General features: G+C 40.1%; 21 protein-coding genes. 10 read left to right on the top strand and 11 right to left on the bottom strand.

The window, feature by feature from the left end:
* Positions 1-154 precede the first annotated feature (154 nt).
* Complete coding sequence (locus FHR28_RS12650; RefSeq protein ID WP_166782733.1) at positions 155-1420, bottom strand: OprD family outer membrane porin; 1266 nt, start codon at positions 1418-1420, stop codon at positions 155-157.
* A gap of 555 nt (positions 1421-1975) precedes the next feature.
* On the opposite strand from FHR28_RS12650, the gene catA reads away from it, so the two are divergent.
* The 3 genes from catA (at position 1976) to FHR28_RS12665 (ending at position 5815) form a co-directional block, all read left to right on the top strand.
* Entirely contained in the window at positions 1976-2920 is a 945-nt protein-coding gene (catA, locus tag FHR28_RS12655) for a catechol 1,2-dioxygenase (RefSeq protein ID WP_004721555.1), read from the top strand.
* Between the two features lie 85 nt (positions 2921-3005).
* Complete coding sequence (locus tag FHR28_RS12660) at positions 3006-4262, top strand: GTPase (RefSeq protein ID WP_166782734.1); 1257 nt, start codon at positions 3006-3008, stop codon at positions 4260-4262.
* The gene (locus tag FHR28_RS12665; protein ID WP_166782735.1) at positions 4262-5815 is read left to right on the top strand and encodes a dynamin family protein; all 1554 of its coding nucleotides are present in this window, start codon (positions 4262-4264) and stop codon (positions 5813-5815) included. Before FHR28_RS12660 ends, FHR28_RS12665 begins: the two co-directional genes overlap by 1 nt.
* 181 nt (positions 5816-5996) lie before the next feature.
* On the opposite strand, the gene catM is transcribed toward FHR28_RS12665, so the two are convergent.
* Positions 5997-6914 carry a cis,cis-muconate-binding transcription regulator CatM gene (gene catM / locus FHR28_RS12670; RefSeq protein WP_034617960.1) on the bottom strand — a complete coding sequence of 306 codons (918 nt, stop codon included), beginning with the start codon at positions 6912-6914 and terminating at the stop codon, positions 5997-5999.
* 118 nt (positions 6915-7032) lie between these two features.
* Here catM and FHR28_RS12675 point away from each other — a divergent pair, with 118 nt between their 5' ends.
* From FHR28_RS12675 to FHR28_RS12705, 7 genes are all read left to right on the top strand, one after another.
* Positions 7033-8142: a muconate/chloromuconate family cycloisomerase gene (locus FHR28_RS12675; protein WP_154131035.1), complete on the top strand. Its 1110-nt coding sequence runs from the start codon at positions 7033-7035 to the stop codon at positions 8140-8142.
* A 14-nt stretch (positions 8143-8156) separates the two neighbouring features.
* Positions 8157-8447: a muconolactone Delta-isomerase gene (gene catC, locus FHR28_RS12680; RefSeq protein ID WP_004820442.1), complete on the top strand. Its 291-nt coding sequence runs from the start codon at positions 8157-8159 to the stop codon at positions 8445-8447.
* Between the two features lie 137 nt (positions 8448-8584).
* Complete coding sequence (locus FHR28_RS12685; RefSeq protein WP_166782736.1) at positions 8585-9268, top strand: 3-oxoacid CoA-transferase subunit A; 684 nt, start codon at positions 8585-8587, stop codon at positions 9266-9268.
* Between the two features lie 2 nt (positions 9269-9270).
* Positions 9271-9924 carry a 3-oxoacid CoA-transferase subunit B gene (locus FHR28_RS12690; RefSeq protein WP_004722148.1) on the top strand — a complete coding sequence of 218 codons (654 nt, stop codon included), beginning with the start codon at positions 9271-9273 and terminating at the stop codon, positions 9922-9924.
* Between the two features lie 132 nt (positions 9925-10056).
* Positions 10057-11271 carry a 3-oxoadipyl-CoA thiolase gene (gene pcaF, locus FHR28_RS12695; protein ID WP_166782737.1) on the top strand — a complete coding sequence of 405 codons (1215 nt, stop codon included), beginning with the start codon at positions 10057-10059 and terminating at the stop codon, positions 11269-11271.
* A gap of 10 nt (positions 11272-11281) precedes the next feature.
* Positions 11282-12079 (top strand): 3-oxoadipate enol-lactonase, encoded by a 798-nt coding sequence (gene pcaD / locus FHR28_RS12700; RefSeq protein ID WP_166782738.1) that lies wholly within the window; start codon positions 11282-11284, stop codon positions 12077-12079.
* Positions 12080-12353: 274 nt separating this feature from the next.
* The gene (locus FHR28_RS12705) at positions 12354-14843 is read left to right on the top strand and encodes a penicillin acylase family protein (protein WP_166782739.1); all 2490 of its coding nucleotides are present in this window, start codon (positions 12354-12356) and stop codon (positions 14841-14843) included.
* A 175-nt stretch (positions 14844-15018) separates the two neighbouring features.
* Here the strand turns inward: FHR28_RS12705 and FHR28_RS12710 are convergent, their stop codons facing one another.
* From FHR28_RS12710 to FHR28_RS12750, 9 genes are all read right to left on the bottom strand, one after another.
* Positions 15019-16506 carry an NAD-dependent phenylacetaldehyde dehydrogenase gene (locus tag FHR28_RS12710; protein ID WP_004721583.1) on the bottom strand — a complete coding sequence of 496 codons (1488 nt, stop codon included), beginning with the start codon at positions 16504-16506 and terminating at the stop codon, positions 15019-15021.
* A 34-nt stretch (positions 16507-16540) separates the two neighbouring features.
* On the bottom strand, positions 16541-17818 hold the full coding sequence (locus tag FHR28_RS12715; protein WP_166782740.1) for a hypothetical protein: 1278 nt from the start codon (positions 17816-17818) through the stop codon (positions 16541-16543).
* Between the two features lie 83 nt (positions 17819-17901).
* The gene (gene tynA, locus FHR28_RS12720) at positions 17902-20217 is read right to left on the bottom strand and encodes a primary-amine oxidase (protein WP_166782741.1); all 2316 of its coding nucleotides are present in this window, start codon (positions 20215-20217) and stop codon (positions 17902-17904) included.
* Positions 20218-20425: 208 nt separating this feature from the next.
* A complete protein-coding gene (feaR, locus tag FHR28_RS12725) occupies positions 20426-21340 on the bottom strand; it encodes a transcriptional regulator FeaR (protein WP_034614190.1) in 915 nt (304 codons plus the stop codon).
* 144 nt (positions 21341-21484) lie between these two features.
* Positions 21485-22444 (bottom strand): p-hydroxyphenylacetate 3-hydroxylase reductase component, encoded by a 960-nt coding sequence (locus FHR28_RS12730; protein ID WP_171287945.1) that lies wholly within the window; start codon positions 22442-22444, stop codon positions 21485-21487.
* A gap of 65 nt (positions 22445-22509) precedes the next feature.
* Positions 22510-23463, bottom strand: a complete 954-nt coding sequence (locus FHR28_RS12735) for a PDR/VanB family oxidoreductase (RefSeq protein ID WP_166782742.1) — start codon at positions 23461-23463, stop codon at positions 22510-22512.
* A 34-nt stretch (positions 23464-23497) separates the two neighbouring features.
* Positions 23498-24235: an SDR family NAD(P)-dependent oxidoreductase gene (locus FHR28_RS12740; RefSeq protein ID WP_154130240.1), complete on the bottom strand. Its 738-nt coding sequence runs from the start codon at positions 24233-24235 to the stop codon at positions 23498-23500.
* A gap of 12 nt (positions 24236-24247) precedes the next feature.
* A complete protein-coding gene (locus tag FHR28_RS12745; protein ID WP_004721595.1) occupies positions 24248-24733 on the bottom strand; it encodes an aromatic-ring-hydroxylating dioxygenase subunit beta in 486 nt (161 codons plus the stop codon).
* A gap of 10 nt (positions 24734-24743) precedes the next feature.
* The coding region (locus FHR28_RS12750) for an RHO alpha subunit C-terminal catalytic domain-containing protein (protein ID WP_166782743.1) at positions 24744-25604 on the bottom strand (861 nt) is incomplete at its 5' end.

Genomic DNA, 25604 nt, shown 5'->3' on the forward strand with positions numbered 1-25604 from the left:
TTTAATTAAAAATGTTAATTAGGAGAAATTATATTCTTGTGTCTCAGTTTTTACAGATTAACTATACTTGGACGCTTAAATGTCCTGACTGCTAAAGATGGTGCCCCTTATTTTTAATAAGGGGCACCATTCGATTTATCGGATTGAGCAAAAATTAGAATTTAAAGGTATAGGTTGTGATAAAACGATTTTCCACAAAATCTCTACCTGGAAGGTTTCCAACACCATATTTAATATCAGCATCAATATAGCGCCATTCCACTCCAAGTCCCTTTAACCATCCTTCTGGAACAGTATAGTTTACAATCAAATTTTTCTCGGTTTCTTTATTATCCTTAAAGCCAGCCCGATAAATGTCACTACCATTCAAATAACGCAAGGTCAGTTTCAAGCCTGGTACGCCATGATCTTTAAAGTCATAACTATATAAGGCATGCCAAGTAAACTCTTTCGCTTTATAAAATGCAATTGCAGACCAAGTCTGTAAATATCCTTGCGGGACATAACCATTTAAAAGTGGAATATTGTCCTCACCCATATGCTTTTGCACACCCGCTAAAAAGGTATTTGGCCCATGTTGTGCACTCGCTTGTAATCCTACAGACTGGACATCGATATTTCCAAAATAAGCATCGCCATCCTCTTTATAATTAAAATAGCGTGCATCTACTTTTAGCTTGGTCTCATTGACTTTTTCTGTATAAACCGCATTGAAATAGTGTTGTTGGTAAATATCTTCCAACTGACCAAACCAGTATGAACCAGTGAAGTTTGGGGTAAACTTATAGTCTAATCCGATAAAATTTAAACCATCACTTCTTTTGTTGGGATCTGTGGAGTTGCCCAAAGTGAATTTTCTATATTCATCATCATCTCGGGCATTGACATGGGTAAAACGACCTGCGGACAGTTTTAAATTTTGAATGTCTTGGCTTTCTAGCATTACCCCAGCATAGGTCGTCACCAATTGTCGAGAATCATCAATAAATAAAACTGGTGTTTTTGGAAAAAGCTCCCCCACTTTAAGCTCTGTATTTTGATATTTAAGTTTTAAGGTGGCACCTAATTTTAAATAATCCCGTGCTTGTTGGGCTTCACTTTTGTCATATTTAAAAACGGTATCTAAACGTTCATCATAACGATCATTTAAACGTAGGGCATATTGAAAACCAAAATCCAAACCGACTTGTAGCGCAGTGTCGCTATAACCCGATTCAAAGCGCCCAGATGCCGCCTGCGACCAACTGCCGAGGTCATTCTTGGTATCTTCGTAGTCACGTTCATTATAGAAATTGCGTAAATAAATACTGGTGTTACTCTCTTCTAAAAACTCGGCATAAGCAGCATCTATACTCAGACATCCAAACAGCGTATAAAGTGCAACTCGTTGAGTTCTATAAAGCAGATTTAGCTTTAACATGGGAAATCCTTTCCTGAATCTTTGAAATTCTTGTTGTGTAAGTTCTAGGGTGTTCTTTGTCTTATCCTCCAGACAAAAACTTTTGCACTTCCTTAAAATATAAATAAATTCAAAATGATATAATTAAGAAAATACATCAGCATTACTCATTATCAGAATTATTAATGTAATTTTCCATGTATAATGTGGTATATGTTTATACCTTTTCAGTCATACCACTGCTATTTTAAACCTAGATAAACAATTTTTATGTATAAAAAACATTTTAAGATATTGAAAAATAAATATTTTTTATTATTTTTAATGATCTAACAACATGGTTATTTTCAAGCTATAGCATGACAGCATCACAGTTTTATGATTTGAGCGGGTTAAATATACCTTTTAAGTATTTAAAGATACCGAATTCAGTCTAGATAAGGGGATTACATTCAATTAAGGTATATAGAAGGATTTATGAACCAAGCAAGATTAGGAATGATGCTGGCTCAACGCACAACATATCTTAAAAGATATGACGCAAACCAGCATTATGGCAAGATTAAGGAGATAGCCATGACAGCCAATAATATTAGAATTTTCGAGACGGAAGAAGTACAGAATTTCATTAACCTACTCAGCGGACTTGAGCAAGACGGTGGAAATCCTCGTACTAAGCAAATCATTCATCGGGTGGTTTCTGACTTATTTAAGACCATTGAAGATTTAGAGATTTCTTCTGACGAATATTGGGCTGCAATTGCATATTTAAACCAGCTAGGTACCAGTCATGAAGCAGGCTTACTTTCTCCTGGTTTAGGCTTTGACCACTTCCTTGATATGCGTATGGATGCAATTGATGCCGCTTTGGGTATTGAGAACCCAACTCCGCGTACCATTGAAGGCCCACTTTATGTCGCAGGTGCACCTGTTGCCCAAGGTTTTGCTCGTATGGATGATGGCAGTGATCCAAATGGTCATACCCTGATTTTGCACGGTACAATTTACGCTGCAGATGGTCAACCACTACCAAATGCACAAGTTGAAATCTGGCATGCCAATACCAAAGGTTTCTATTCACACTTTGACCCAACTGGCGAACAACAGCCTTTTAACATGCGCCGTACCATTATGACAGATGCTCAAGGTCAATACCGTGTCCAAACGATTCTGCCTGCAGGTTATGGCTGTCCACCAGAAGGTCCAACTCAACAATTGTTAAATCAATTAGGCCGTCATGGTAATCGTCCTGCACATATTCATTTCTTTGTATCTGCAGATGGTCATCGCAAACTAACCACGCAAATTAACGTTGCTGGCGACCCGTACACTTATGATGACTTCGCCTACGCAACACGTGAAGGCCTTGTGGTTGACGCAATCGAACATACAGATGCAGCAGCGATCCAAGCCAACGGTGTTGAAGGTCCATTTGCCGAAATGGTATTTGACCTCAGACTTAGCCGCCTTGTAGATGGTGTTGATAACCATGTGGTTGACCGCCCTCGCCTACAAGCTTAATTCAGCTAAAAGTCATTTTGTGAATCTTGAAATCAGGCGAGCTGTAACGGTTTAGCCTGATTTATTTTATGGAAAAGATATTTAGATGGATATTCATACTTTTGATGCAGCAAGCAATACTATTTTAACCGTTGTTCCTGAAGATGCGAAAGCTCTGGCTCGACTGCGTGCCATTCTACAGGCAGGTCAATTTCCGACGGTTACAGTGATTGGCAAATATAATCATGGTAAAAGCCGGCTGTTAAATGAGCTTATTGGTCAAGATATTTTCTCAGTTGCGGATAAACGAGAAACGGTGGCCCTCTCCGAACATCTGCAACATCATATCCGTTGGTTAGATGCACCGGGTTTGGACGCTGATGTGGCGACAATCGATGATCAACTTGCTCAAGATGCGATGTGGAATAAAGCAGATATTCGCCTAATGGTCCATTCGGTACGTGAGGGTGAGTTTGATCCTTATGAATTACACTTATTCCAGCAATTCGAGCAAGATGCAAAGCAAACCCAACGACAAAGCTTACTGCTGCTTACCCAAATTGACCAGATTCCAGATCAAACCATTTTAGCGCAGATTATTGGCAGCATTCAAAATCAAGCACCAACTGCAACTGTACTACCTGTATCAGCTACACGGCACCGTCAAGGTATCGAAAATTCCAAACCCGTACTGGTACAACGCAGTGGTATCCCCGAACTACAACACACACTTCATCGGATGCTTGAGCAAGTCCCCGCAATACGTCAATTTGAAAAAAAACAGATCATTGTTGATCTAAAAACGCGCTTATCCCAACACCTAGAAACCATTCAAAACAACATTCAGCAACTTACAGCAACCTTACAGCAGCAACGCCAAAATTTTGAGCGTGATCTCAATCAAATATTAGATAAAGTACGTCAAGATTTACAACCGGTCCTACAGATCTCTGGGCAGGATAATTCGCTAGAACCAGATTCTTTTGCCAATATGTATAAAGTAACCGCAGGCAAACGTGATCGTAATCGTATTCAAGTGGCTTATTCTCGTGCCTGTATCGAAATCAATAGCCATCTGGTGCGCTATGGTGTGGTGGGTTTACCTGATACGCAAAAAAGTAATGTACGCAGTCTAGATACGGTCATGGTTGCGGTGATGGGTGTCTCGGTCAAACTGCGTAAAGATCTCAATCTTATTTTTGTCGAAGAATCAGGTCGTCAGCGTTTACGTGGTGAATTTGCCCATTATTTTGAATTGTCTTCTGATCGAATGCAGTTGCAACAGCAATTACTTAATTTGCAGCAGCAACAGCAGCTCATCATACAAGCCCAACAGGCATCAACCACTTTGGAGCAGGTATAATGACCGTCCATGATTCGATTCAGACGCTGATTGCGAGCACCGAAGCTTTTGATCAGCAGGAACAGGACATCATCCTGCATTTAAATAAGATGCACACTTGGCATCAGCAACTGGCGATCAATCTCAATAAACAACGTATCAATCCCATTGGACTGACATCATATAGTCAGATTGCCCAAGACATCGCAGTACTCAATTCTCAGCTTGAAAGCTATCTCAGCCATTGGGAAACACAATTAGAAACCCTACATGCTGCACAATCCATCGCAGATCATTTTGACGATAAGATTATTTTGCTGATTTTCGGAAAATTCAATGCGGGTAAAAGTTCATTCTGTAATGTATTGGCAGAGTGTTTTCACAGACGCCAGCAAAGCGTTGAATATTTTTATCTCGACTCAGGTCAAATTATCCATAGTCAGGAGCGTTTTAAAGAAGGTGCCACAGAAACCACCACACGCTTACAAGGCGTTTGTTTAGCGAATAATCTCATCCTGCTGGATACGCCAGGACTCCATTCCGTTACGCCAGAAAATGCCACATTGACCCAACGCTTTATGGATAGTGCGGATGGTGTCCTTTGGCTCAGTAGTTCCTCCTCACCCGGTCAGGTCAAAGAATTAGCGGCTTTGGGGCAGGAATTACGCCGACATAAACCGTTATTGCCAGTGCTTACACGAAGTGATTATTTTGAAGAAGATGAAGTCGATGGCGACATTTGCCAGATTCTATGCAATAAAACCTCTGACCAACGTTATCTGCAAGAAACCGATGTTCAAACCCGTGCTATTGACCAACTGATCGCAATGCGAGTTGATCCTGTGCTGTTGCAATCGCCAATTTCAACCTCCTCTCAGATGTTGAAAAATGCGGATTTCAATGATCAGGCTATGCAAATGACAGGTTTTAATCGTTTATTTGATGCACTTTTACATTTGATCCAACCTGCTCTGGCTTATAAACAGCGTAAACCTGCGGAAGCCTTGTTACATCATTTACAAGAACAAATTCTAACGCCTTTACAACTTGAGGTTGTGCCACAACTGCATCAATTACAGCAGCAGCTAAGCAATGCTATGAGCGCTTTGCTGCAACATAAACAGCAGATCATTACGCAAACATGGCGCAGTATGATTGCAACCCTGCCAAGCTTATTAGAGCAACATGCCGAGCAGCAAGCGGTGGATGAATTGTATAGTGCACTGACCCAACAGGCTCAACAGCTTCTATCACGACATATTGCAAATACTTTATCGGATTATCAACTGCAATATGCCCCTCTCAGTCCGTTACAGTTTGCTGAGCATCTGGCGTATGAAGTGATTTATGCTGATGATGCAACCGAGATCTTAGCCATTGGCCATGACCATTTATATAGCGAGATCTCACATAGTTTGTGGCAAAAGCTTGATCTATATAGCGATGAAGTTATCGCACAATGCCAAGAACTGCTAAGCAATCTTCAAGAGCAAATTGCCACCATCCAGCAAGGCTTAATCAATGACGAACAGGAACTACAATACATTGCGAATTCATTAAGAATGCAAGGATAAAGACCGATAATGTCATTTTAAAATCATTGCTTTCAAATCATTAACTCAATAGATCTCATGCATAAATCAAAAAAATGATCATGTTGAGTGAATCATATTGGTATTGAAAGTCCCTTCTCCCGTTGGGAGAAGGCGAGGATGAGGGGATTTTTTATTGATCTCAGCGCAGGCCTATACTCGATTAATCCCCATCGAGTTGAAGTGGAATCCCTTCCTCTTCAAAGACCTGTCGAATACATTCTAAAATCTTAGGTAAATAAGGACTTTGATCCATATTTCTCACGGCTAATGAAATAGGACTATAGGCCTCTATATCCAAAATCGGAATATAGACCAGATTTTTCATGCCTATTTCACTAGCGCTTTCAGGAATAATGCATATCCCTTCCCCTGACGACACCAAACCCAAAGCCATATGGATTTCTCGAACTTCAACCATATCTTTCGGTACCAAGCCTAATTCGGTAAAAATGGATTGAATCAAGGTTGAGAAATTAGGCTTCTGTGTGGCTGGATAAGAAAAAATAGGTTCATTGATAATTTGCGATAAATAAATACCTTTATCAATATAACTGGTTAAATGATGATTTTTATGCGCGGCTAGTTTTAATTTCTCTTTGTACAATAAAATGCGCTTAATCGATGGATCACTAATTCTTAAACGACCAAAGCCTAAATCTATTTTACCGAGTTTGAGTGCTTCGATTTGATCCTTGGTACTGTATTCAATCAGCTCAACCTGAATATCAGGGTTATTTTGACGAAATAAATAAATTACCTGAGGCAGTAACGCATACAGCAATGAACTGACATAACCAATACGGACAATTGTATTCATTGAACTAATACGCTTCGCCATAGAGGTGGCTTGCGCAGTATGAGTCAAAATTTGTACCGCATGTTGGTAAAAGAATTGCCCTGCTTCTGTTGTTCTTACTGGACGTGTGCCACGCTCAAATAAAAGAATACCCAGTTCTTCTTCTAACTTTTGAATCTGACGGCTCAATGGCGGTTGAGCAATACATAATTTTTCTGCAGCTTTGGTAATACTCTGCTCTTCGACCACTGTAACGAAATAACGAAGATATCTTAATTCCATCTCTATAAATCCCTTTTATATACCTTTTAAGTATCTAAAAATACCAAAATCGGCCTAGTTAAAGATATTACATTAAATTAGGGTATATAAATAGATTGATACTTAAGAAATAACCACGATGTACAAGTCCATAGAAACGCTGTTAATCGAAATTCCAACGATACGTCCTCACAAGATGGCCGTTGCGACAATGCAAACCCAAACCTTGGTCCTGATTAAAATCACGACTGAAGATGGTTTAATTGGCTGGGGTGAAGCGACCACAATTGGCGGTTTAGGTTATGGCGAAGAAAGCCCTGAAAGTGTAAAAACCAATATTGAAACCTATTTTGCGCCATTGTTAAAAACGCTGTCTGGTGCCAATATTGCCCAAACAATGCAAGTGATCCATCGTAATATCAACGGTAATCGTTTTGCGAAATGTGCTGTTCAAACTGCATTATTAGATATTCAAGCGCAACGTTTAGGTCAACCCCTGAGTGAGATTCTAGGCGGTCGCTTACGTGACAGTATTCCTGTGCTTTGGGTTTTGGCGTCGGGTAATACCGAAAAAGACATTGCCGAAGCAGAAAAAATGATTGCGTTAAAACGTCACAATGTCTTTAAGTTAAAAATCGGATCACGTCCTGTTGAACAAGATGTTGAGCATGTATTGGCAATCAAAAAAGCCTTGGGCGCAGACATCTCAATTCGTGTAGACGTTAACCGTGCTTGGTCTGAACTGAATGCAATTAAAGGGATTCAAATGCTTCAAGATGGTGGCGTTGACCTGATTGAACAGCCTTGTGCAATTCATAATATTGATGCTATGCAACGTCTTAGCCGTAAGTTTGATATCGCGATCATGGCAGATGAATCATTAACTGGTCCACAAAGTGCTTATAACTTGGCAAAAACCAATGCAGCCTCAGTTTTTGCGGTAAAAGTTGCGCAATCTGGTGGTCTGATTGAAGCATGCGAAGTCGGTAAAATCGCCAATCTGGCAGGTATTGATCTTTATGGTGGCACTATGCTTGAAGGTCCTGTTGGAACAATTGCCTCAGCACATGCCTTCTCTACATTTAGCAATCTCGCAGCGGGAACTGAATTATTTGGCCCACTGCTACTGACTGAAGAAATTTTAAAAACACCGCTTCAATATGGCAATTTTGAGCTCAAAATTCCAACTGGTCCGGGCCTCGGCATTGAACTAGATGAAGACAAAATCGACAACCTACGTCGTCAATAATTCAAGGAGCTGACATGCTTTTCCAAGTACGAATGGATGTACACATCCCCCTCGATATGCCCGTCGAAAAAGCCAATGAAATTAAAGCAATTGAAAAGGCTTATTCACAAGATTTACAACGTCAAGGGAAATGGCGTCATATCTGGCGTATTACAGGCCAATACTCAAACACCAGTATTTTTGATGTAGAGAGCAATGAAGAACTCCACAATATTTTACAGGGATTGCCTTTATATCCTTATATGAATATCGAAGTGACTGCCTTAAACCGTCATCCGTCTTCAATTCGAGAAGATGACCATTAAGCAGCGGGTGTAAATTCATTGACTAAATAACTGTGAGATAAGTTCTTTCTCACAGTTTTTTTAAGTTTCTATACATGTCTATCTTTGCTAATGCGGTATGTATAGAAATTTAAAAACATGGATAAAAGGTTCGTCTTATGATTGATAAAAGTAAGCTCTCGTTGACTGAGGTTCTATCACACATCAAAAATGGTGCAACCATTATGATTGGTGGCTTTGGAACAGCAGGACAGCCCGCAGAGCTGATCGATGGGCTGATTGAACTTGGCGTTAAAGATCTGGTGATTGTCAATAACAATGCAGGCAATGGCGATTACGGTCTGGCTAAACTGCTTAAATCGGGTGCAGTCCGTAAAATCATTTGTTCTTTCCCTCGTCAGTCGGACTCTTGGGTATTTGACGAACTCTATCATGCGGGCAAGATCGAACTGGAACTGGTTCCTCAAGGTAATCTCGCGTGTCGTATTCAAGCCGCAGGAATGGGTTTAGGTGCAGTGTTTACCCCAACAGGTTTTGGCACCTTATTGGCAGATGGCAAAGAAACCCGTCATATCGATGGCAAAGACTACGTGCTTGAATATCCAATTAAAGCAGACTTTGCCTTAATCAAAGCACATCAAGGCGACCGTTGGGGCAACTTGGTTTATAACAAATCAGCACGTAACTTTGGTCCAATCATGGCGATGGCTGCAGATGTCACCATTGCACAGGTTTCAGAGGTGGTTGAATTAGGTCAACTCGATCCTGAGCATATTATTACCCCAGGAATTTTTGTTCAGCATGTGGTTGCAGTTGATGCAGCCAATGGTAATGGAGAATAACAATGAGCTACCAAAAACTAAGCCGTGACCAAATTGCTGAACGTGTTGCCCAAGATATTCCCGATGGTGCTTATGTCAATTTAGGCATTGGTTTACCGACCAAGATTTCAAAATATTTGCCAACAGATAAAGATGTATTCCTGCATTCTGAAAATGGTTTATTGGCTTTTGGTCCTCCACCTGCTAAAGGTGAAGAAGATCCTGAGCTGATTAATGCAGGCAAAGAATATGTGACTATGCTGACAGGTGGCTCGTTTTTCCATCATGGTGATTCCTTTGCCATGATGCGTGGTGGACATCTGGATATTGCTGTATTGGGTGCATTTCAAGTGGCAGCCAATGGCGATCTTGCCAACTGGCATACTGGTGCGCCAGATGCGATTCCTGCCGTGGGTGGTGCAATGGATTTAGCTGTAGGGGCCAAGAAAGTCTTTATCACCACAGATCATGTGACTAAGCAAGGTGAACCTAAGATTGTTGAAGAACTGAGCTATCCTGTGACAGGTAAGCATTGTGTTGATCGTATCTATACCGACCTATGCGTGATTGATGTGACCACTGATGGCTTAAAAGTGCTTGAAAAAGTTGCAGGTCTGAGCTTTGAAGAATTACAGGCTTTGACGGGTGCTCAATTGATTGATGCGACACAGGGATAATAAATCCCTCCCTACCTCCCTTTAAGAAAGGGAGGGGTTCTCTCTTTCATTAAGATAAGAGAGAAAGTCTCTCTTTAAAAAGGTGAGAAGTACTGCTTCGCAAGGGGGGATTCAATATAAAAGGAAAGACACATGAAAAACGCTTACATCATAGATGCCATCCGTACCCCATTTGGTCGTTATGCCGGTGGTCTTGCGCCAGTCCGTGCAGATGATCTCGGTGCTATTCCAATTCAAGCATTGATACAACGTAATCCAACGGTAGATTGGCAGCAAGTCGATGATGTGATTTATGGCTGTGCCAATCAGGCCGGTGAAGACAATCGTAATGTTGGACGTATGTCAGCATTATTGGCAGGTGTGCCCTATCAAGTGCCAGCAACCACTGTGAACCGTCTATGTGGATCGTCACTGGATGCAATTGCCATGGCAGCTCGCGCCATTAAAGCCAATGAAGCAGATTTAATCATTGCCGGTGGTGTAGAAAGCATGAGCCGTGCGCCCTATGTGATGGGCAAGTCGGACAGTGCTTTTGGGCGTAGTCAAAAGATTGAAGACACCACCATGGGCTGGCGTTTTATCAATCCAAAACTTAAAGAATTGTATGGTGTGGACAGCATGCCACAAACCGCTGAAAACGTGGCAGAGCAATTCGATATTAACCGTGCGGATCAAGATCAGTTTGCGCTCAACAGCCAACAACGTACTGCGGCAGCACAAGCTCAAGGCTTTTTCAAAAATGAGATTGTGCCTGTCACTATTCCACAGCGTAAAGGCGATGCTGTGCTTGTGGATACCGATGAACATCCACGTGCATCAACCACTTTAGCCGCACTGACAAAACTCAAAGGTGTGGTCAAAGCTGATGGTACGGTCACGGCGGGCAATGCGTCTGGGATTAATGATGGTGCAGCGGCGTTATTGATCGCCTCAGATGAAGCTGTAGAAAAATACCAATTAAAACCACGTGGCAAAATTATTGCAGCAACCACGGTGGGTGTAGAACCACGAATTATGGGCTTTGCACCCGCGCCTGCAATCAAGAAACTGCTTAAACAAGCTGATCTTAGTTTAGCGCAAATGGATGTGATTGAACTGAATGAAGCCTTTGCTGCCCAAGCTTTGGCCGTAACCCGTGATTTAGGTTTGGCAGATGATGATGCACGCGTCAATCCCAATGGTGGTGCAATTGCTTTAGGTCATCCTTTGGGTGCATCAGGTGCCAGACTGGTGACCACTGCCTTAAATCAACTTGAACAGATCAAAGGTGAATATGCCTTATGTTCAATGTGTATTGGGGTGGGTCAAGGTATCGCGCTCATTATTCAACGTGTTGATCAAAATTAAGGAACGAGCAATGCCAACTTTTCAATCAGCGGATGCACAGATTTATTATCAAAGTTTTGGAAACCCTAACTCCCCTGCACTGGTCTTTTCAAATTCCTTAGGGACCAACTATGGCATGTGGCAAAAGCAGTTCAATTATTTTAAAGAACGCTTTTTTGTCATTTGCTATGACACCCGTGGACATGGTTCTTCATCTGCGCCACAAGGTCCTTATACCTTGCCCCAATTGGCTGAAGATGTGATTCGATTACTGGATCATTTAAATATTGAAAAAGCCAGTTTCTGTGGCATTTCTATGGGGGGATTAACAGGTCAATGGTTAGCCATCCATTATCCACAACGATTTAATGCTGTTGTTATCAGTAATACCGCAGCAAAAATTGGACAAGAACAAGCATGGCTAGATCGTGCTCAACTTGTCCGAGAACAAGGTTTAACCAGCATCGCAGCAAGCGCTGCATCACGTTGGTTTACAGATCCCTTTATCCAAAGTCATCCTGCAATTGTCAATAATCTGTGTAACGACTTAAGTGCTGGCAGCGCAATAGGTTATGCCAATTGTTGTGAGGCTTTGGCTAAAGCGGATGTCCGCAATCAACTCAAAGATATCACGATTCCAGTTTTGGTCATTGCAGGAACGCAAGACCCTGTAACTACAGTTGCAGATGGGCAATTTATGCAACAGCACATTCCGCAATCCCAACTTGTGGAAATTCAAGCATCGCATATTGCAAATATTGAATGTCCTGAAGCATTCAATGCTGCACTTGAAAAATTTCTCTCTGAAATTCTTACGACTGAGCTTTGACACTTAATTTTTGACGCGGCATAAAGGGATAGAACATATCCCTTTATTTTTTGGCATTTCACCAAGACTTGATAAAGCATATTTAAAATAAAATGATGAGATAAAATTAAGTCTATTTATTTAAAAGTATAAATATATACCCACAAAGTAATAGAAAATTACATATAAAAATAACAATCATTTTATTTATTCAGGACCTGCATATCGATAAATCTACTGTTTTTAGAAAACATCTAAAAGCATTTATTTCCCAACACTCTATTTCTCAACAATAATGAAAAGGATATTTCAATTGAAAAAAAGCCCCTCAAATAATCAACTGAGCGATAAACACCACTTAATCAAATTAGGTGTTTTAAGTTGTTTATTGCTTGCAGGATGTAGTTCATCCTCTCGTTTAGAATCAAACCCAGTGCAAAAACAGGTCACGATTCAACGTGACAATTTTGGCACACCGCATGTCTATGCCAAGGATACTTATGGTCTTTTTTATGGCTATGCTTATGCAGTCGCAACTGATCGTTTATTTCAAATGGAAATGTCAAAACGTACAGGTTTAGGCACTGTTGCTGAAGTGCTCGGTCCCGATTATCTACAATATGATATTGCAACCCATAGTCGCTTTAATCCTGAACAGATTAAACAACAAATTGCCCGACTTTCTCCTGAAGATCGTGCCATTTTCGATGGTTATGCTGCTGGTTTTAATAAGCGTGTCCAAGAGGTTTTGGCCAATCCAGAGCTGATGCCTAAAGAATTTATTGATTATGACTTTAAACCATCGACATGGCAGCAAGAAGATATCGCAATGGTCTGGGTGGGCTTAATTCTCAATCGCTTTTTTTCAGCCAGTTCAGAAGTCTCAAACTTAGATTTACTGACTCAACTACAAAAAGAAAAAGGTCAAGAAACAGGATTAAAAGTTTATCAGCAATTACGTTGGCTAGATGATCCGAGTGCTCCTACAATTATTCAATCTAAAGCAAAACCACAAGTTTCAGCACATCAGCAACACATGTTAAAAGGTATAGCGCCTATCTCAGACCAAGCAGCCAAAAACTATTTAGCTCAAGCGCGTATTGCATTGGGTAAAAGTGTGGTTGATGGCGTCCCTACAGCCAGTAATGCCTGGGTGGTCAAAGGAGATAAAACGGTAGAAGGCCAAACGGTTTTATATAATGGCCCTCAACAAGGCTGGTACACGCCTGCCATTACTTATGCGGTTGGGTTACATGGTGCTGGCTATAATCTCACCGGGATTACCCCCGTCGGTCTACCTGCAATTCTATTTGGAACCAATGGAAAAATTGCTTGGGGTTCAACTGTCGGTTCGCTTGATACCAATGACGTCTATCAACTCAGCTTAAATCCGAGCAATCCAAAACAGTATCGTTATCAAGGCAGTTATATTCCCTTTGAACATCAACAGATCAAAATTAAAGTCCGTAATCAACCAGACCACGTTTTAGATGTGTATCAAAGTAAACAAGGCTTTGTCAGCACATGGGATGAAAAAAATCATACCGCCTATGCACAAAAACGTAGCTGGGAAGGTGTAGAGATTGAAACTTTATTGGGCTGGGCCAATGCAGCAAAAGCGAGCAACTGGCAAGAATTCCTAGATCAAGCCAAACGTGTCGCGGCTTCGATTACGTGGTTTTATGCCGATACCCAAAATAATATTGGTGTCGCTGCATTGGGTCGTTTACCGATCCGCCCTGAAAACCAGCATATTCAACTGCCTGCTCAAGGTGATGGCTCAATGGAATGGCAGGGTTTCTATGATTTCTCACATAATCCCAAAGCCTATAACCCTGAAAAAGGCTATATTAGCAGTTGGAACAATAAAGCTTATGCGGATTTACGTTCCGATTCCTCCAACTTCTCTCATGTTGACCGTGTCAATGAACTGATTGAACCCCTAGAAAGTAAAGCAAAATTAAGCCAACAAGACATTTGGGCTATCAATAAAATGGGCGCTTGGTCGGATCTGAATGCGCGTTATTTTATTCCTTATATGGTCAAAGCTGCGCAAAGCCCGAACGCATCACCTTTAGCAAAGAAAATCGCACCGATATTGGCGAGTTGGGACTTCAAACTTCGTCCTGACAGTGAGGCTAAATTCTATCAAGGCGCAGCACCTGTCATTATGCGTACATGGCTCAATCAAATGATTGAATTGGTGCTTAAACCAAATCTATCTGAAAATATTTATGCACGTTATACAGATACCCTTTACCCAGTAAATAATGACCCACGGAGTACACAACCTGCGAATGCATCTAAACTGATCTGGAATGCACTGCAAGGCAAACAAGCCAGCGTTGCTCAAACCGTTGATTTCTTAAAAGGACAATCAGCAGATGATGTGGTGTTAACTGCCTTGGAAAACACCTTAATTCAGCTTTCAAAACAATATCATTCAGACCAACCCAATGATTGGAAAATTCCTGTTGCCACAATGGGATTCTCCAACAAAAACTCAGTGGGTATTCCATGGGCTGATCAGGCGCATCAACAACAGCTGAGCACCTATGGGAATACAGGGAGTGCAACCTTTAGAGTGGTACTCAATCCCAATCAAGTCAGCATGTGTTCAATTCTTGCACCTGGTCAAAGTGGATTTATTCATCGCAATGGAAAGACCGATGCACACTTTGCCGATCAGCTCCCATTATTTGAAAACTATCAATGTAAGGATGATGCAGTAAGCCAAAAGCAAATTGATCAAGCAACACAACAAAGTATGACTTTAACCTATTAATTTTTACTCGAAACAGCCCAATATATAGATATATTGGGCTGTTTAAATTTTAAAGCTTGTTCAACTTATATATTTTCAGAACTTATCAAGCCTATATTCGCAATCAGTAGATCACTGGAAGCGATACCACTCTTTTTAGACTGTGCTACCTACTTTTAAATATCTATGCACATTTTTAATAGCGAATCATCACTGATTTTAATTCAGTGAAATCTTCAATAAATGCATCTGAAAACTCTCGACCAGTTCCTGAAGCTTTCACACCACCAAATGGAACCGACGGATCTAAAAAAGTATGCATATTGACCCATAAAGTACCCGCTTCAATTTTCGGTATTAAACGCAAAGCTTTGGACAAATCATTGGTCCAAATACTTGCGGTTAAACCAAACCGAGAATGATTCATCAGCTGAATGAGTTCTTCGTCCGTTTCAAATGGCATTAATCCTACAATTGGGCCAAAGGTCTCTTCTAAAAATAATGGATCATCAATCGCTTTTAAAGAAATTAAAGTCGGTTCGACAAAATAACCTGTTTGTTGCAAAGTATCTCCACCAGCAATAATTTGATTATTGGCTTTGGCCAAATCTAAATAATGCTTTACTTTATCAAAGTGAGGTCGGTTAGACAGCGGACCAAACATACTGCTTTCATCCATAGCCGATCCAATTTTAAATTGAGATAATGCTTTAGAAAGCTTTGCAACAAGCTCATCATATTTTGTCTGATGCACAAAAAACCGTTCTGGCGATGCACATACTTGGCCTTGATGCACAAAAGTTGCTTGTATCAAGGTAGGTAAAATCTCATCTATATTTGCATCAGCCAAAATGGCAATCGCATTTTTACCCCCCAACTCCAAGCTAACACGAGTTAAATCACTGCTCATCGCAAGCTTACCAATAGCAATCCCCGTAGGTACTGAGCCTGTGAAAGAAACCTTTTTAACCAAGGGTGACTCAATCAGATATTGCCCAGTTTCGCCTTTACCCGTCACAACATTGATCACACCTGCTGGAATACCCGCTTCAATTGCTAACTCAGCTAAACGTAGCAATGACAAACTGGCAAATTCACTGGGTTTCAGCACAATGCTACAGCCTGTTGTTAAAGCTGAACCAATTTTCCAAATGCCAATCATGAGTGAAAAATTCCACGGAACAATACCCGCGACGACCCCAACAGGCTGCCTTAAGGTAAATGCGGTATATTTTTCACCTTGTGTAGAAGGAATAGAAGGTTGCATGGTTTGTCCATGAATCTTGGTGGCCCAACCAGCAAAATATCTTAAAAAAATAATAGATTGTGCCACTTCAAGATGACGGGAAATATGAATTAATTTTCCAGTAGACAAAGACTCTAGTTGCGCAAGTTCCTCAGCATATTGCTCAATTAAATCTGCCAATTTATTTAGTTTTACACCACGTTGATACGGTGTCGTTTCAGCCCAAGCATTTTGAAAAGCATGATCTGCACTGGATACTGCATCTACAACATCTTGTTGACTAGCGATACTGATCTGAGCAATGACTTGTTCGGTAGAGGGGTTTACAATATCAACTTTATTTGAATGTTGAGCAGCAACCCACTTTCCGTCAATAAAATGTCCATGCGCTCTATTCAAAAAAGTCTGTACGCTATCTAATATTTTGACTTCATTCATTTTTATTCCTCACACTTAACTTTAAAGGGCTTAATTAATAGATATATTGCAAAATCAATTGAGCATATAGATTGGTCTTATCATCATAGTTTTGAGTACCGCCACTATGGATATCTTGCTTCGGTTTATACAGCCCAATGAGCGGAATAACGGTAACGTTTTTATTTACAGACCAGACCGAAAACACATCCAACTCATGTCCATCAACATTTGTTAAAGCTTTATTTACTGTTTTAAACTTATGTGCCAAAGCACCTAATATAAAATTTTCTTTTAAATTCATCATGTAAGATATTTGATGAATATCGGCATTTTTATTGAAAGGACCCGCATAGTTTCCAGCAACCTCCCCCTGAAACCATGTTCCAAATCCCACGGTATTTCCATAAAACATGGGATCATATTGGTCTGAAAAACGACTAAAGCGATAGCCTAGCGAAGGCGTATATTTTGAGGATAAAAAGTTATAGTTCAGTCCTAAATAACCTGCATTTTCTTGGTGTTCCTTTTTGTCTTGAACAACAAATTCAGATTTAATTTGTAATTCTGGTAACAGTTGATAATTCAAACGTAAAGCATAATTTTTAAGATCTTCCCGCCCTGAAATATGCTCGGCATCGTCAAGATCTAATACATTTAAGTAAGTAAATCCGATACCTTTATCATTAAGTTGATACATCAGATCAGTTACAAAGAGTTCTGATGAAAATTGTGCTTTATTATTCGATTTTAAATAGGCCAGTTTTAAGGTTGTATGATCTTGCAATTTATATTGCAGCAGAGTGGTAAAATCAAAACTGCGTCGTGCCGCCAGATAATAGGCCCCTCCACGGTCTAATGCGCCATCTGCGGGTAGTTTCCCAAGGTTTAATGCATCACCAGCAATAAAAAAACCGTCCCCAATCATTATATTTTGTCGACCAATACTTAAATCATATGTGGTCAATTGATCTTTATGAGTACCATCTTTAAAACCAATGACCCATTCATTCACATCAGTTTTACGTTCTTTACCATTACTATTTTGTCCTGCATCCCCCTCTCCAAATGTGGCTGAGCTAATCCCACTCAAACCTGCATAGAGTTGGTTGTTATTCAATGTGTATTGTCCTTTTGCACCATATTTAAGATGCCCTTCTTGCCAATTTATTCTTTGCTCAGCTATATTTTCACCGTTATAACTTTTCCCACTGCTAAAAGCACCCAAGGTAACTTCAAAAATCGGTTTGATTTCTATTTCGCTTGCATAGACAGTTGAAAAAATTGAGACAAAGAGAGTCCCTCTCATCACTTGAGAAAGTAGCGTTTTCATACAAAATTCCTTTTTGTGAACGGTCTACAAGACGCTAAGTTTTGGGTAACTTATTGGTTACCCATACTTGCTGATTGGCACCTTTAGTGATGCTCATGCTGGGTATTTTCTTTTTCATCACCCAAGTTCAAGGTCGGTGTATTGTCAAAGAAATTCCACGGTTTGATTAAGGTATAAACCCATTCGGTTGGCATAATTGGCCATTCTTCAGCACGTGCTACATGGGTTGTTCCTGTCGTCATCCAGACCACAAGGTCTTTATTCTCAATATTGTCATTGTTACGAATAAACTGTCCTAAACCAGTATCTTGCGTTGAGCGATTTGAATATTTACCTTCAGGGTAGCGTTCATCAGCATTGTACTGCGTCACCCAAATTTGCTTATCCATAAAATTCAGGCGTTTAAATAACCATTCATCTTTGGCAAAATTTGCCCCCTTCGCCACAGGGTGTGTACCGCCAGCAAACGGAATCAGCTGATAAGAAACTGGGTTACCGAGTTTATTTTCCTTATTAAAGTTGGTTAGCAAACGAATAGTCGACGGATCAAACTTTTCAGCAGCGTTTTGCTCATTGCTAATCACCTGACTGTCAATTTGCATCGTACTTGTACGAACACCACCTCTGTCATTTACCTTTACGACAGGGTCCATATGCATAAAGCTATTATTTTCCCCATCGACATCCAGATCTAAACGGAAGTTATAGATATGTTGATGCGTGGTACCAACAATATTATGGTCAATTAACGTGCCGTATTTAGTGTCTTCTTTGGCAGTACTGTCATGCATAGTTCGCGCTTTAACACCTTTAACAGCTTCAATTCCTGTTGCACCAGCATTAATTCCAATGACACCATTTTGAGCAAATACCCAATCAAACATATAATCATAGTTTCCAACCGTACTAATCCACCGCACCACAAGCTCACGGCGGGCTTCACTTGCATCCTGATCACCAAAAATTTCTTGATGTTTATACTCAGGTCCAGCGTATCGCTCAAAAATTGCAATCGCATTTGGAATAACTTGGGGCTGCCCTTTGTAGTCAGCAATCACGGCATCCAGTAAAACCGCATTTTCTGGCGCATCTGTTCCCAGTTGAATCGATGAAGTGAGTGTTCCCATACCATACTCACCTGAGTCTAGATAAGATTTAAAGTACCATCCCATATCTGGGTCACCATATGGAACAACCATTCCACCAAGGTTGCCCTCATACATGACTTTACGCTTTACACCCTTATCTTTATAAGTCACGGTTGAAAGCTGTAGGCCAACACGAGAATCTAGTCCAACATGGAAACACCAGTTTCCCCAATGTACAGTCTGTCCAGTAATTGTGAAGTTTTTACCTTCAGGTTCAATAATGTTCAGTGGTTTAATTTTCGGGGGTTGCGTTTTTTTAGTCGCATAAGGTCGATCTGCCATCGGAACGGGAATCATTGCCCCTTCTTCAATTTTAATAATTTTTTCTTTATCTAGATCAACCACAGCAACTAAATTTTCAATAGGATGTGCCCAATAATTACCATCGCCTGTATCTAGATATGACACAACTTTTAAAACGTTCAATTGTTTGTCTAAACCATCCTTACCGCCAAAATATCCAACAGTTAAAGGATTGGTAATAACCTTTTTAACATCTGTTACGCCTCGTTTACGTAAAGCTTCCTGATATTCTTTGCTTGACTCAATCACACGCTGGACTGTCTCGAAGTTATCTAGCAGGATCATTCCATGTGTATCTTTTAATACATTCCATTTTGTAACTTGCTGAGTATGAAGGTTCACCTCACCTTCAATCGCTTGATTACCTTTTAATAAAATAAAAGATGCTATGCGGTCTTCTTTATAGTCTTTGTGGTTAATAAAATAATCCCACACTTTGGCTTTTTCAGGTTCTTTCAGCTTTAACTCGGCAAAACGCATATTTTTATAGGCATATTTTGAGCGATTAATACTTTCAAATGTTTTTTTGATTTCTTCTGTATTTAAACTATTGAGTGGGTGAAACGTGTTTTCAATTTTAAATGTTTGATCTAAGCCAGACTGAAATACTTCATTGAAAAAGTCTTTGCCAATAACAGGCTTACCCTCTTTAATAATTAATGGCACACTTAACTTTAACGGTTTACCATTGACTAAAACTTGATCTGAATTTGGTTTAGCTCTCACCACTATAGAGCCTTTGCTGATCATATACGTATTGGTAAAATCATCTTTTACAACTTTAGCACCTTGCTCGCTCATGTTTTGATATAAAGGGACTAATTCTGCCTGTCCACCATGCGCATAAGCTTGTGTGTTCAGTCCCCAAAAGCTTGCAGCTATAGATAAGTTAAGCGCCAATATTTTTTGTATATCATTGAATAATCGTTGTTTACGCATCAGTTTCATCCTTTTCATCTATCCCTAAACTATCTAAGACAGATAGTTAAATGCACGTTCCTATGTGTGAAATTCGTGAGATAAACTGAATATTTTTAAGTTTATTCAGTCGTTCCTAACTGTTCTCATCGATTTAATTTCAACACACTTGCATGGGGCTAGCTTGTTCAGGAATGACCTCGAACTTGTCTAGAAGTGACATCAAAAAACAAAAGACTTAAGTCAAGACATGCTCTCTAAATTCTTTAGGAGAGACGCCATAATTCTTTTTAAAGATTTTTGAAAAATGCGCGCCATCCCAAAATCCCCATTTCAAGGCAATTTGGGTAATCGAGCTTTGCTTATTTTTTTTATCAAGCAAATCTGCTTTAATTTTTTCTAAGCGTTTGAGCTGTATATACTTGTTAATCGATAAATTTTCTTGCAGAAATAATCGATAAAGATGCCGTAACGATACACCAATATGCTCAGCAATCAGCTTAGGCGTCAGATCAGGTTTGGCTAAATTTTCAATAATATAGCGCTCTGCTTTTTCCATAAGATTATTTGAATCATGCATATTTTTATAATTAATTGTCGGTTTGATTAAAGCAATCAAGGCATCTTCAAAAGCATTGCCATCTTCAGTTGCATACCAAAGTTTAATGTTTTCAGCAGACATATTTTTCATAATATTTTTAAGTAAAAAACCACTCATATTTTGCGTAATGAGTTTGCCAAAATATTCAGAACTAATATTTTCTTTCAACAATTTTTCCCGCGACAGATGCACAGAAATTTGACTGACTAAGCCTTGTGGAAACATAGAAATTGTTTCAACTGGGTCGAGTAATACAATATCGCCCTCATTGAGACTCAAGGTTTCATTTTTATAGTTCAACTGTATTTTGCCCGAATACTGCAAAATCAAAAAACAAAAACGATTATTTACTCGATCGATTTCATCCGCTTTTCGGACAATTTTGTTTGCATTATTTTTAATAAAAGCGATCTCAGTATCGCCCAATAAAAAACATTCGACTTCGCCAATGAACAAATCACGTGTACCATCAAAATCTGTTTCAAAATTACCGCAAACATTTTTGATATTACGCGTCCAAGTTATTAGTGCATCACGTACATATTGGTTCATCCGCTCACTTCCTTGTTTTACGGTTTAAACTGTTCAAAAATCGATATTAAATATACTTCTCGCTCATAAATTCTTTTGTTTATTATATAAATAGCGAATAGTCTAAAGCTGATAGACCCTTTCAACCTATCAGCTTATTAAGCCTTATACAATCCCCGCAATATCCTTTAAAATTTTAATAAAAATTTCCTTTTCATTTTCAGGATATTTTTCAAAAACTTCATTTTGATGGCTATCGGCAATATCAAACAGATAATGTGCGGTTTTCTTGCCCTTTTCCGTTAACTTAAAAAATCCATCCGTTTCAATCAATAAACCATCTTTTTTTAAGATAAGCGCAGCTTGTTCGATCTCACGCATCGGCATGGCAATATCACGTGGTAAATCTGCTTTATTGGATGCGGTACCACTGCCCAACACCAATAATAATCTTGCTTCACTGGTGCGAAATCCAGTGATTAACTGCTTCGGAATATAATCGGTCTGATAAAATTTAAACGCCCGACTCATTAAATAACAGACATTACTATATAAATGCCCTTGATGTAATTCGCCTAAGTCTTCTGCTTCTACAGTATCTTTGAGCTGTAATAATGGATGAGGAATCACACCTGAATACGCACCTTGGTGATACACCAACGGACTACGCCCTTGATCATGAAACTTAACGACTTTGCCAATTATAATCCAGTGATCACCACCTTCAATAATTTCGTGTCGTTCACATTCAAACACTGCTGAACAATGGTCTAGAACTGGTGATTGACCTGCACCAACCTGATAACTTGTACCTTCATACTTATCGATATTGCGACGAGAAAATTTATTGGACAACTCAATTTGAGAACCCGATAAAATATTTACCGCAAAATGCGTAGCTTGCTCAAATACAGAAAAACTCGATGATTTTTTATCGATACTCCATAAAATGAGTGGTGGGTCTAAAGACACTGAATTAAAACTATTTGCAGTGACTCCAACCTTCTCACCTTGCTCATTTTGTGCCGTAACAATGGTCACACCTGTAGCAAAATTACCCAATGCCCGTCTAAATTGCATTGGATCTATTTTGATTTCATCCATTGATTTTAATGAATTCATTATTCTCTCCTGAATCTTTTATCCTATTTAGCTAGGTATCTGAAATTGCTTCGTCCTGTTAAAAGCAATTAAATATCCAGTACCAATCGTGCTGACTTTGCACGGGAACAGCACACCAGTATTTGTTCATTACTGGCTTTTTCTTCATCAGTAAAATACACATCACGATGATCAGGCTCACCTTCGATCACATCGCACATACAGGTTCCGCAGACGCCCTGTTCGCAAGACATTTCAATCTCAATCCCTTCACGTGCCAGTGCTTGCAGAATGGTTTCTTCGGCATTGACCATGATGATCTTGCCGCTACGCTCAGCCACAACTTCAAATGCATCACCGTTGGTTTCAAGCTCAACCTGAAAATATTCCTTATGAATCTGTTGCTCAGGAAAATTTTGCGTCAATGCCAAATTAATCACCCAATCCATAAATCCATTGGGACCACAGGTATAGATATGGCTTGCTTTGTCTATGTCCTGAATGGCAGATTGAAAAAACTCACGATGGCTAGCCCCTTCCGATTTAAAATGGAAGGTGGTAAATGGCGCCAATACACTATTTCTAATTTCATCGACAAAGGCACATTGCTCTGGGCTTGCCCCGCAATAATGCAGTTCAAAAGATGCATTTTCTTGTACCAATTGATAGGCCATAGTGATCAAAGGGGTAATTCCAATCCCCCCACCCACCAGTACAGCATGTTTGGCTTTGACTAATGGAAACAGGTTTTTCGGTTCACTGACCTGTATTTGCATACCATCTTTTAAATCATCAAAAGCCGAGACTGAACCACCACGCGATTCTGGATCGCGTAAAATCCCCAGTCGGAATATGCCAACATCTTTTGGGTTTTGGCATAGTGAGTACTGACGCACCATACCATTGGGTAAGTGCACATCAATATGCGCACCTGCTTCAATTTTTGGTAATGTGGCAGAATTTGCAGATTCAAACTCCATGACTGCAACATTCCCACCTTCTACATGACGGTTTCTGACAACCACGTTATAGAGTGTAGCCATGATTTATCTCCCTTTTATGCATCTCGCCCAAGGCTTAACGCATAAATAATCCACCGTTAATATCCCACGTCGCCCCAGTGACAAATGCAGCGCTTGGGCTTGCCAACAAGGCACAGGTTTCAGCAATAAATTCCATACTACCTAATGCTTTGACTGGGATATTTTGAATAAATTGCGCCATTTTCTCGTCAGATACCACACTGTGTACAATCGGTGATTCCATTGGCCCAGGTGCTACGGCGTTCACAGTCACACCTTTAGCAGCAAACTCTTTGGCAAAGATTTTGGTCAAAGTTACAATTGCACCTTTGGTTGCAGCATAGTGTGCTCCTGTTGCAGTACCTCCATTTTGCCCTGCCAATGAAGCCATATTGACGATACGGCCATAGCCTTGATCTGCCATATATTTGCCAATAATCTGACACGCTTGAAAGGTTCCTCGCTGATTCACTTGGGTGATCCAGTCAAAGTCAGCTGCAGTAATCTCTAAAACAGGAGTTGCCTTAGTGACCGTCGCATTATTAATCAACACATCCAATTTGCTGAATTTTTGTTGAATCCACTGCACTGCGGCATGAAAATCTTGCTCAACTGAAATATCCAGTTTTAACGCAAACATATTCTCCGCATTAGGACTACGAGCTTTGGCATTTTCAGCCTTTTCTAAGCTGCTGGCAGAGACAATCACTTGATGCCCCTGTGCTGCAAAATATTCGGCGATCACATTCCCTAAACCAGATGCTGCTCCCGTGACTAAAACAACCTGTTTCATTTTTTTGCGCTCCTAGAGGATGTAACTGATACCCGCCAAAGTATCGGTCGAGTTGACTAAGTTGATAATTTTACGATTGATCTTAAAGCCTTGTTCTGGATCACGAACCAAATGAAAAATCACATCTGCGGTGTAATGTTTCAAGCTTTCCTTACGGAATTCACGAAGGTTTTGTGCACAGCGTAAAATGATTTCACCATCCTCATCTTTTACGACACGGATACGTGACACGCTACGGACGGTATTGGCTTTGGGTGCAGTCGAAATCGCTTCACCATTTTCCAAACGTTCTACCCGTAATGTACGCATATGATTGTTGTCATAGGCATAGTTCAAATTATTTTCATAATCCTTGAGTGTCGGATCAATCGGAATGATATACACGCCTTTTTCATTCCATAGATTGAGCCATTCACGGTATTCACTGTGATCTAACATGTCAGCTTCAGCCCAAACAAAAGCAGTCACTTCATTTAATAATTGCAAATTCATGTTCATGCTACTCTCCTTAAGCCGTCATCATCTTTTTCCACTGCTGATAAGCAGCGCGCATTCCAGTTTCTGCACTGACATCACTCTTTAAGCCATCTTCAGTTTTTACTTCACCGGGTAAACCACGGTTCAACATGATCCATAAATCATGACCAGCATTGGCACCATGTTGCACACGTTCCCACGCTTCTGAGTCATCAGGTGTACCAAAACCAAATGGACCTTGGAAATGTTCATGTAGACGTAAGCGATATTGATTGGCAATCTGTGGACCACCATCCATCGTGATCACGGAATGATGAATTTCAGTTTCATTGACTGAAATCGGTTGCATGACACGGAAAAAGGCCATTGAACAGGCAATGTTTGGGAACAGGTTTAAGTTAAAACCAGAACCACCCACAGCACGTACAATACGGCGTACTTCAAGTTCTTCATGTCCTTCATCACGTAACGCTTGAGCAAGCTCTTCAAAACGTTCCTGAATTGGGCGTTCCATCAACTCTTCATCTAAATCCACCAGCTCAGGAATCATCACCATGACACTGTGCCCATTGCCTAAATCTTCAACATAGCCAGGTTGATTTTCAAAATTAAATAATTCTTCAGTCTTCTCATCAACTGAACTTAAGAATGACTTATGTACCAGCGGGAAATGATAGGCATCGGTGGTGTTTTCCAGTTGAATTTTCCAGTTGCCTGGGAAACGGAAACGATGTTCACCCAATACTTTAATTGGATAACCTGCGCCTTGTTTCATAAACAAATCAATCCATTTTTTCGCTGCACCTAAGAAATCCTCTAAAGGTTCAATATCATCTTTAAAGGTGGCGAAAATCATACCGTTGTATTCTTCAACACGTAGGCTAATCAATGG

It is taken from the genome of Acinetobacter sp. BIGb0196 (assembly GCF_011759595.1).
Taxonomy (GTDB): domain Bacteria; phylum Pseudomonadota; class Gammaproteobacteria; order Pseudomonadales; family Moraxellaceae; genus Acinetobacter; species Acinetobacter guillouiae.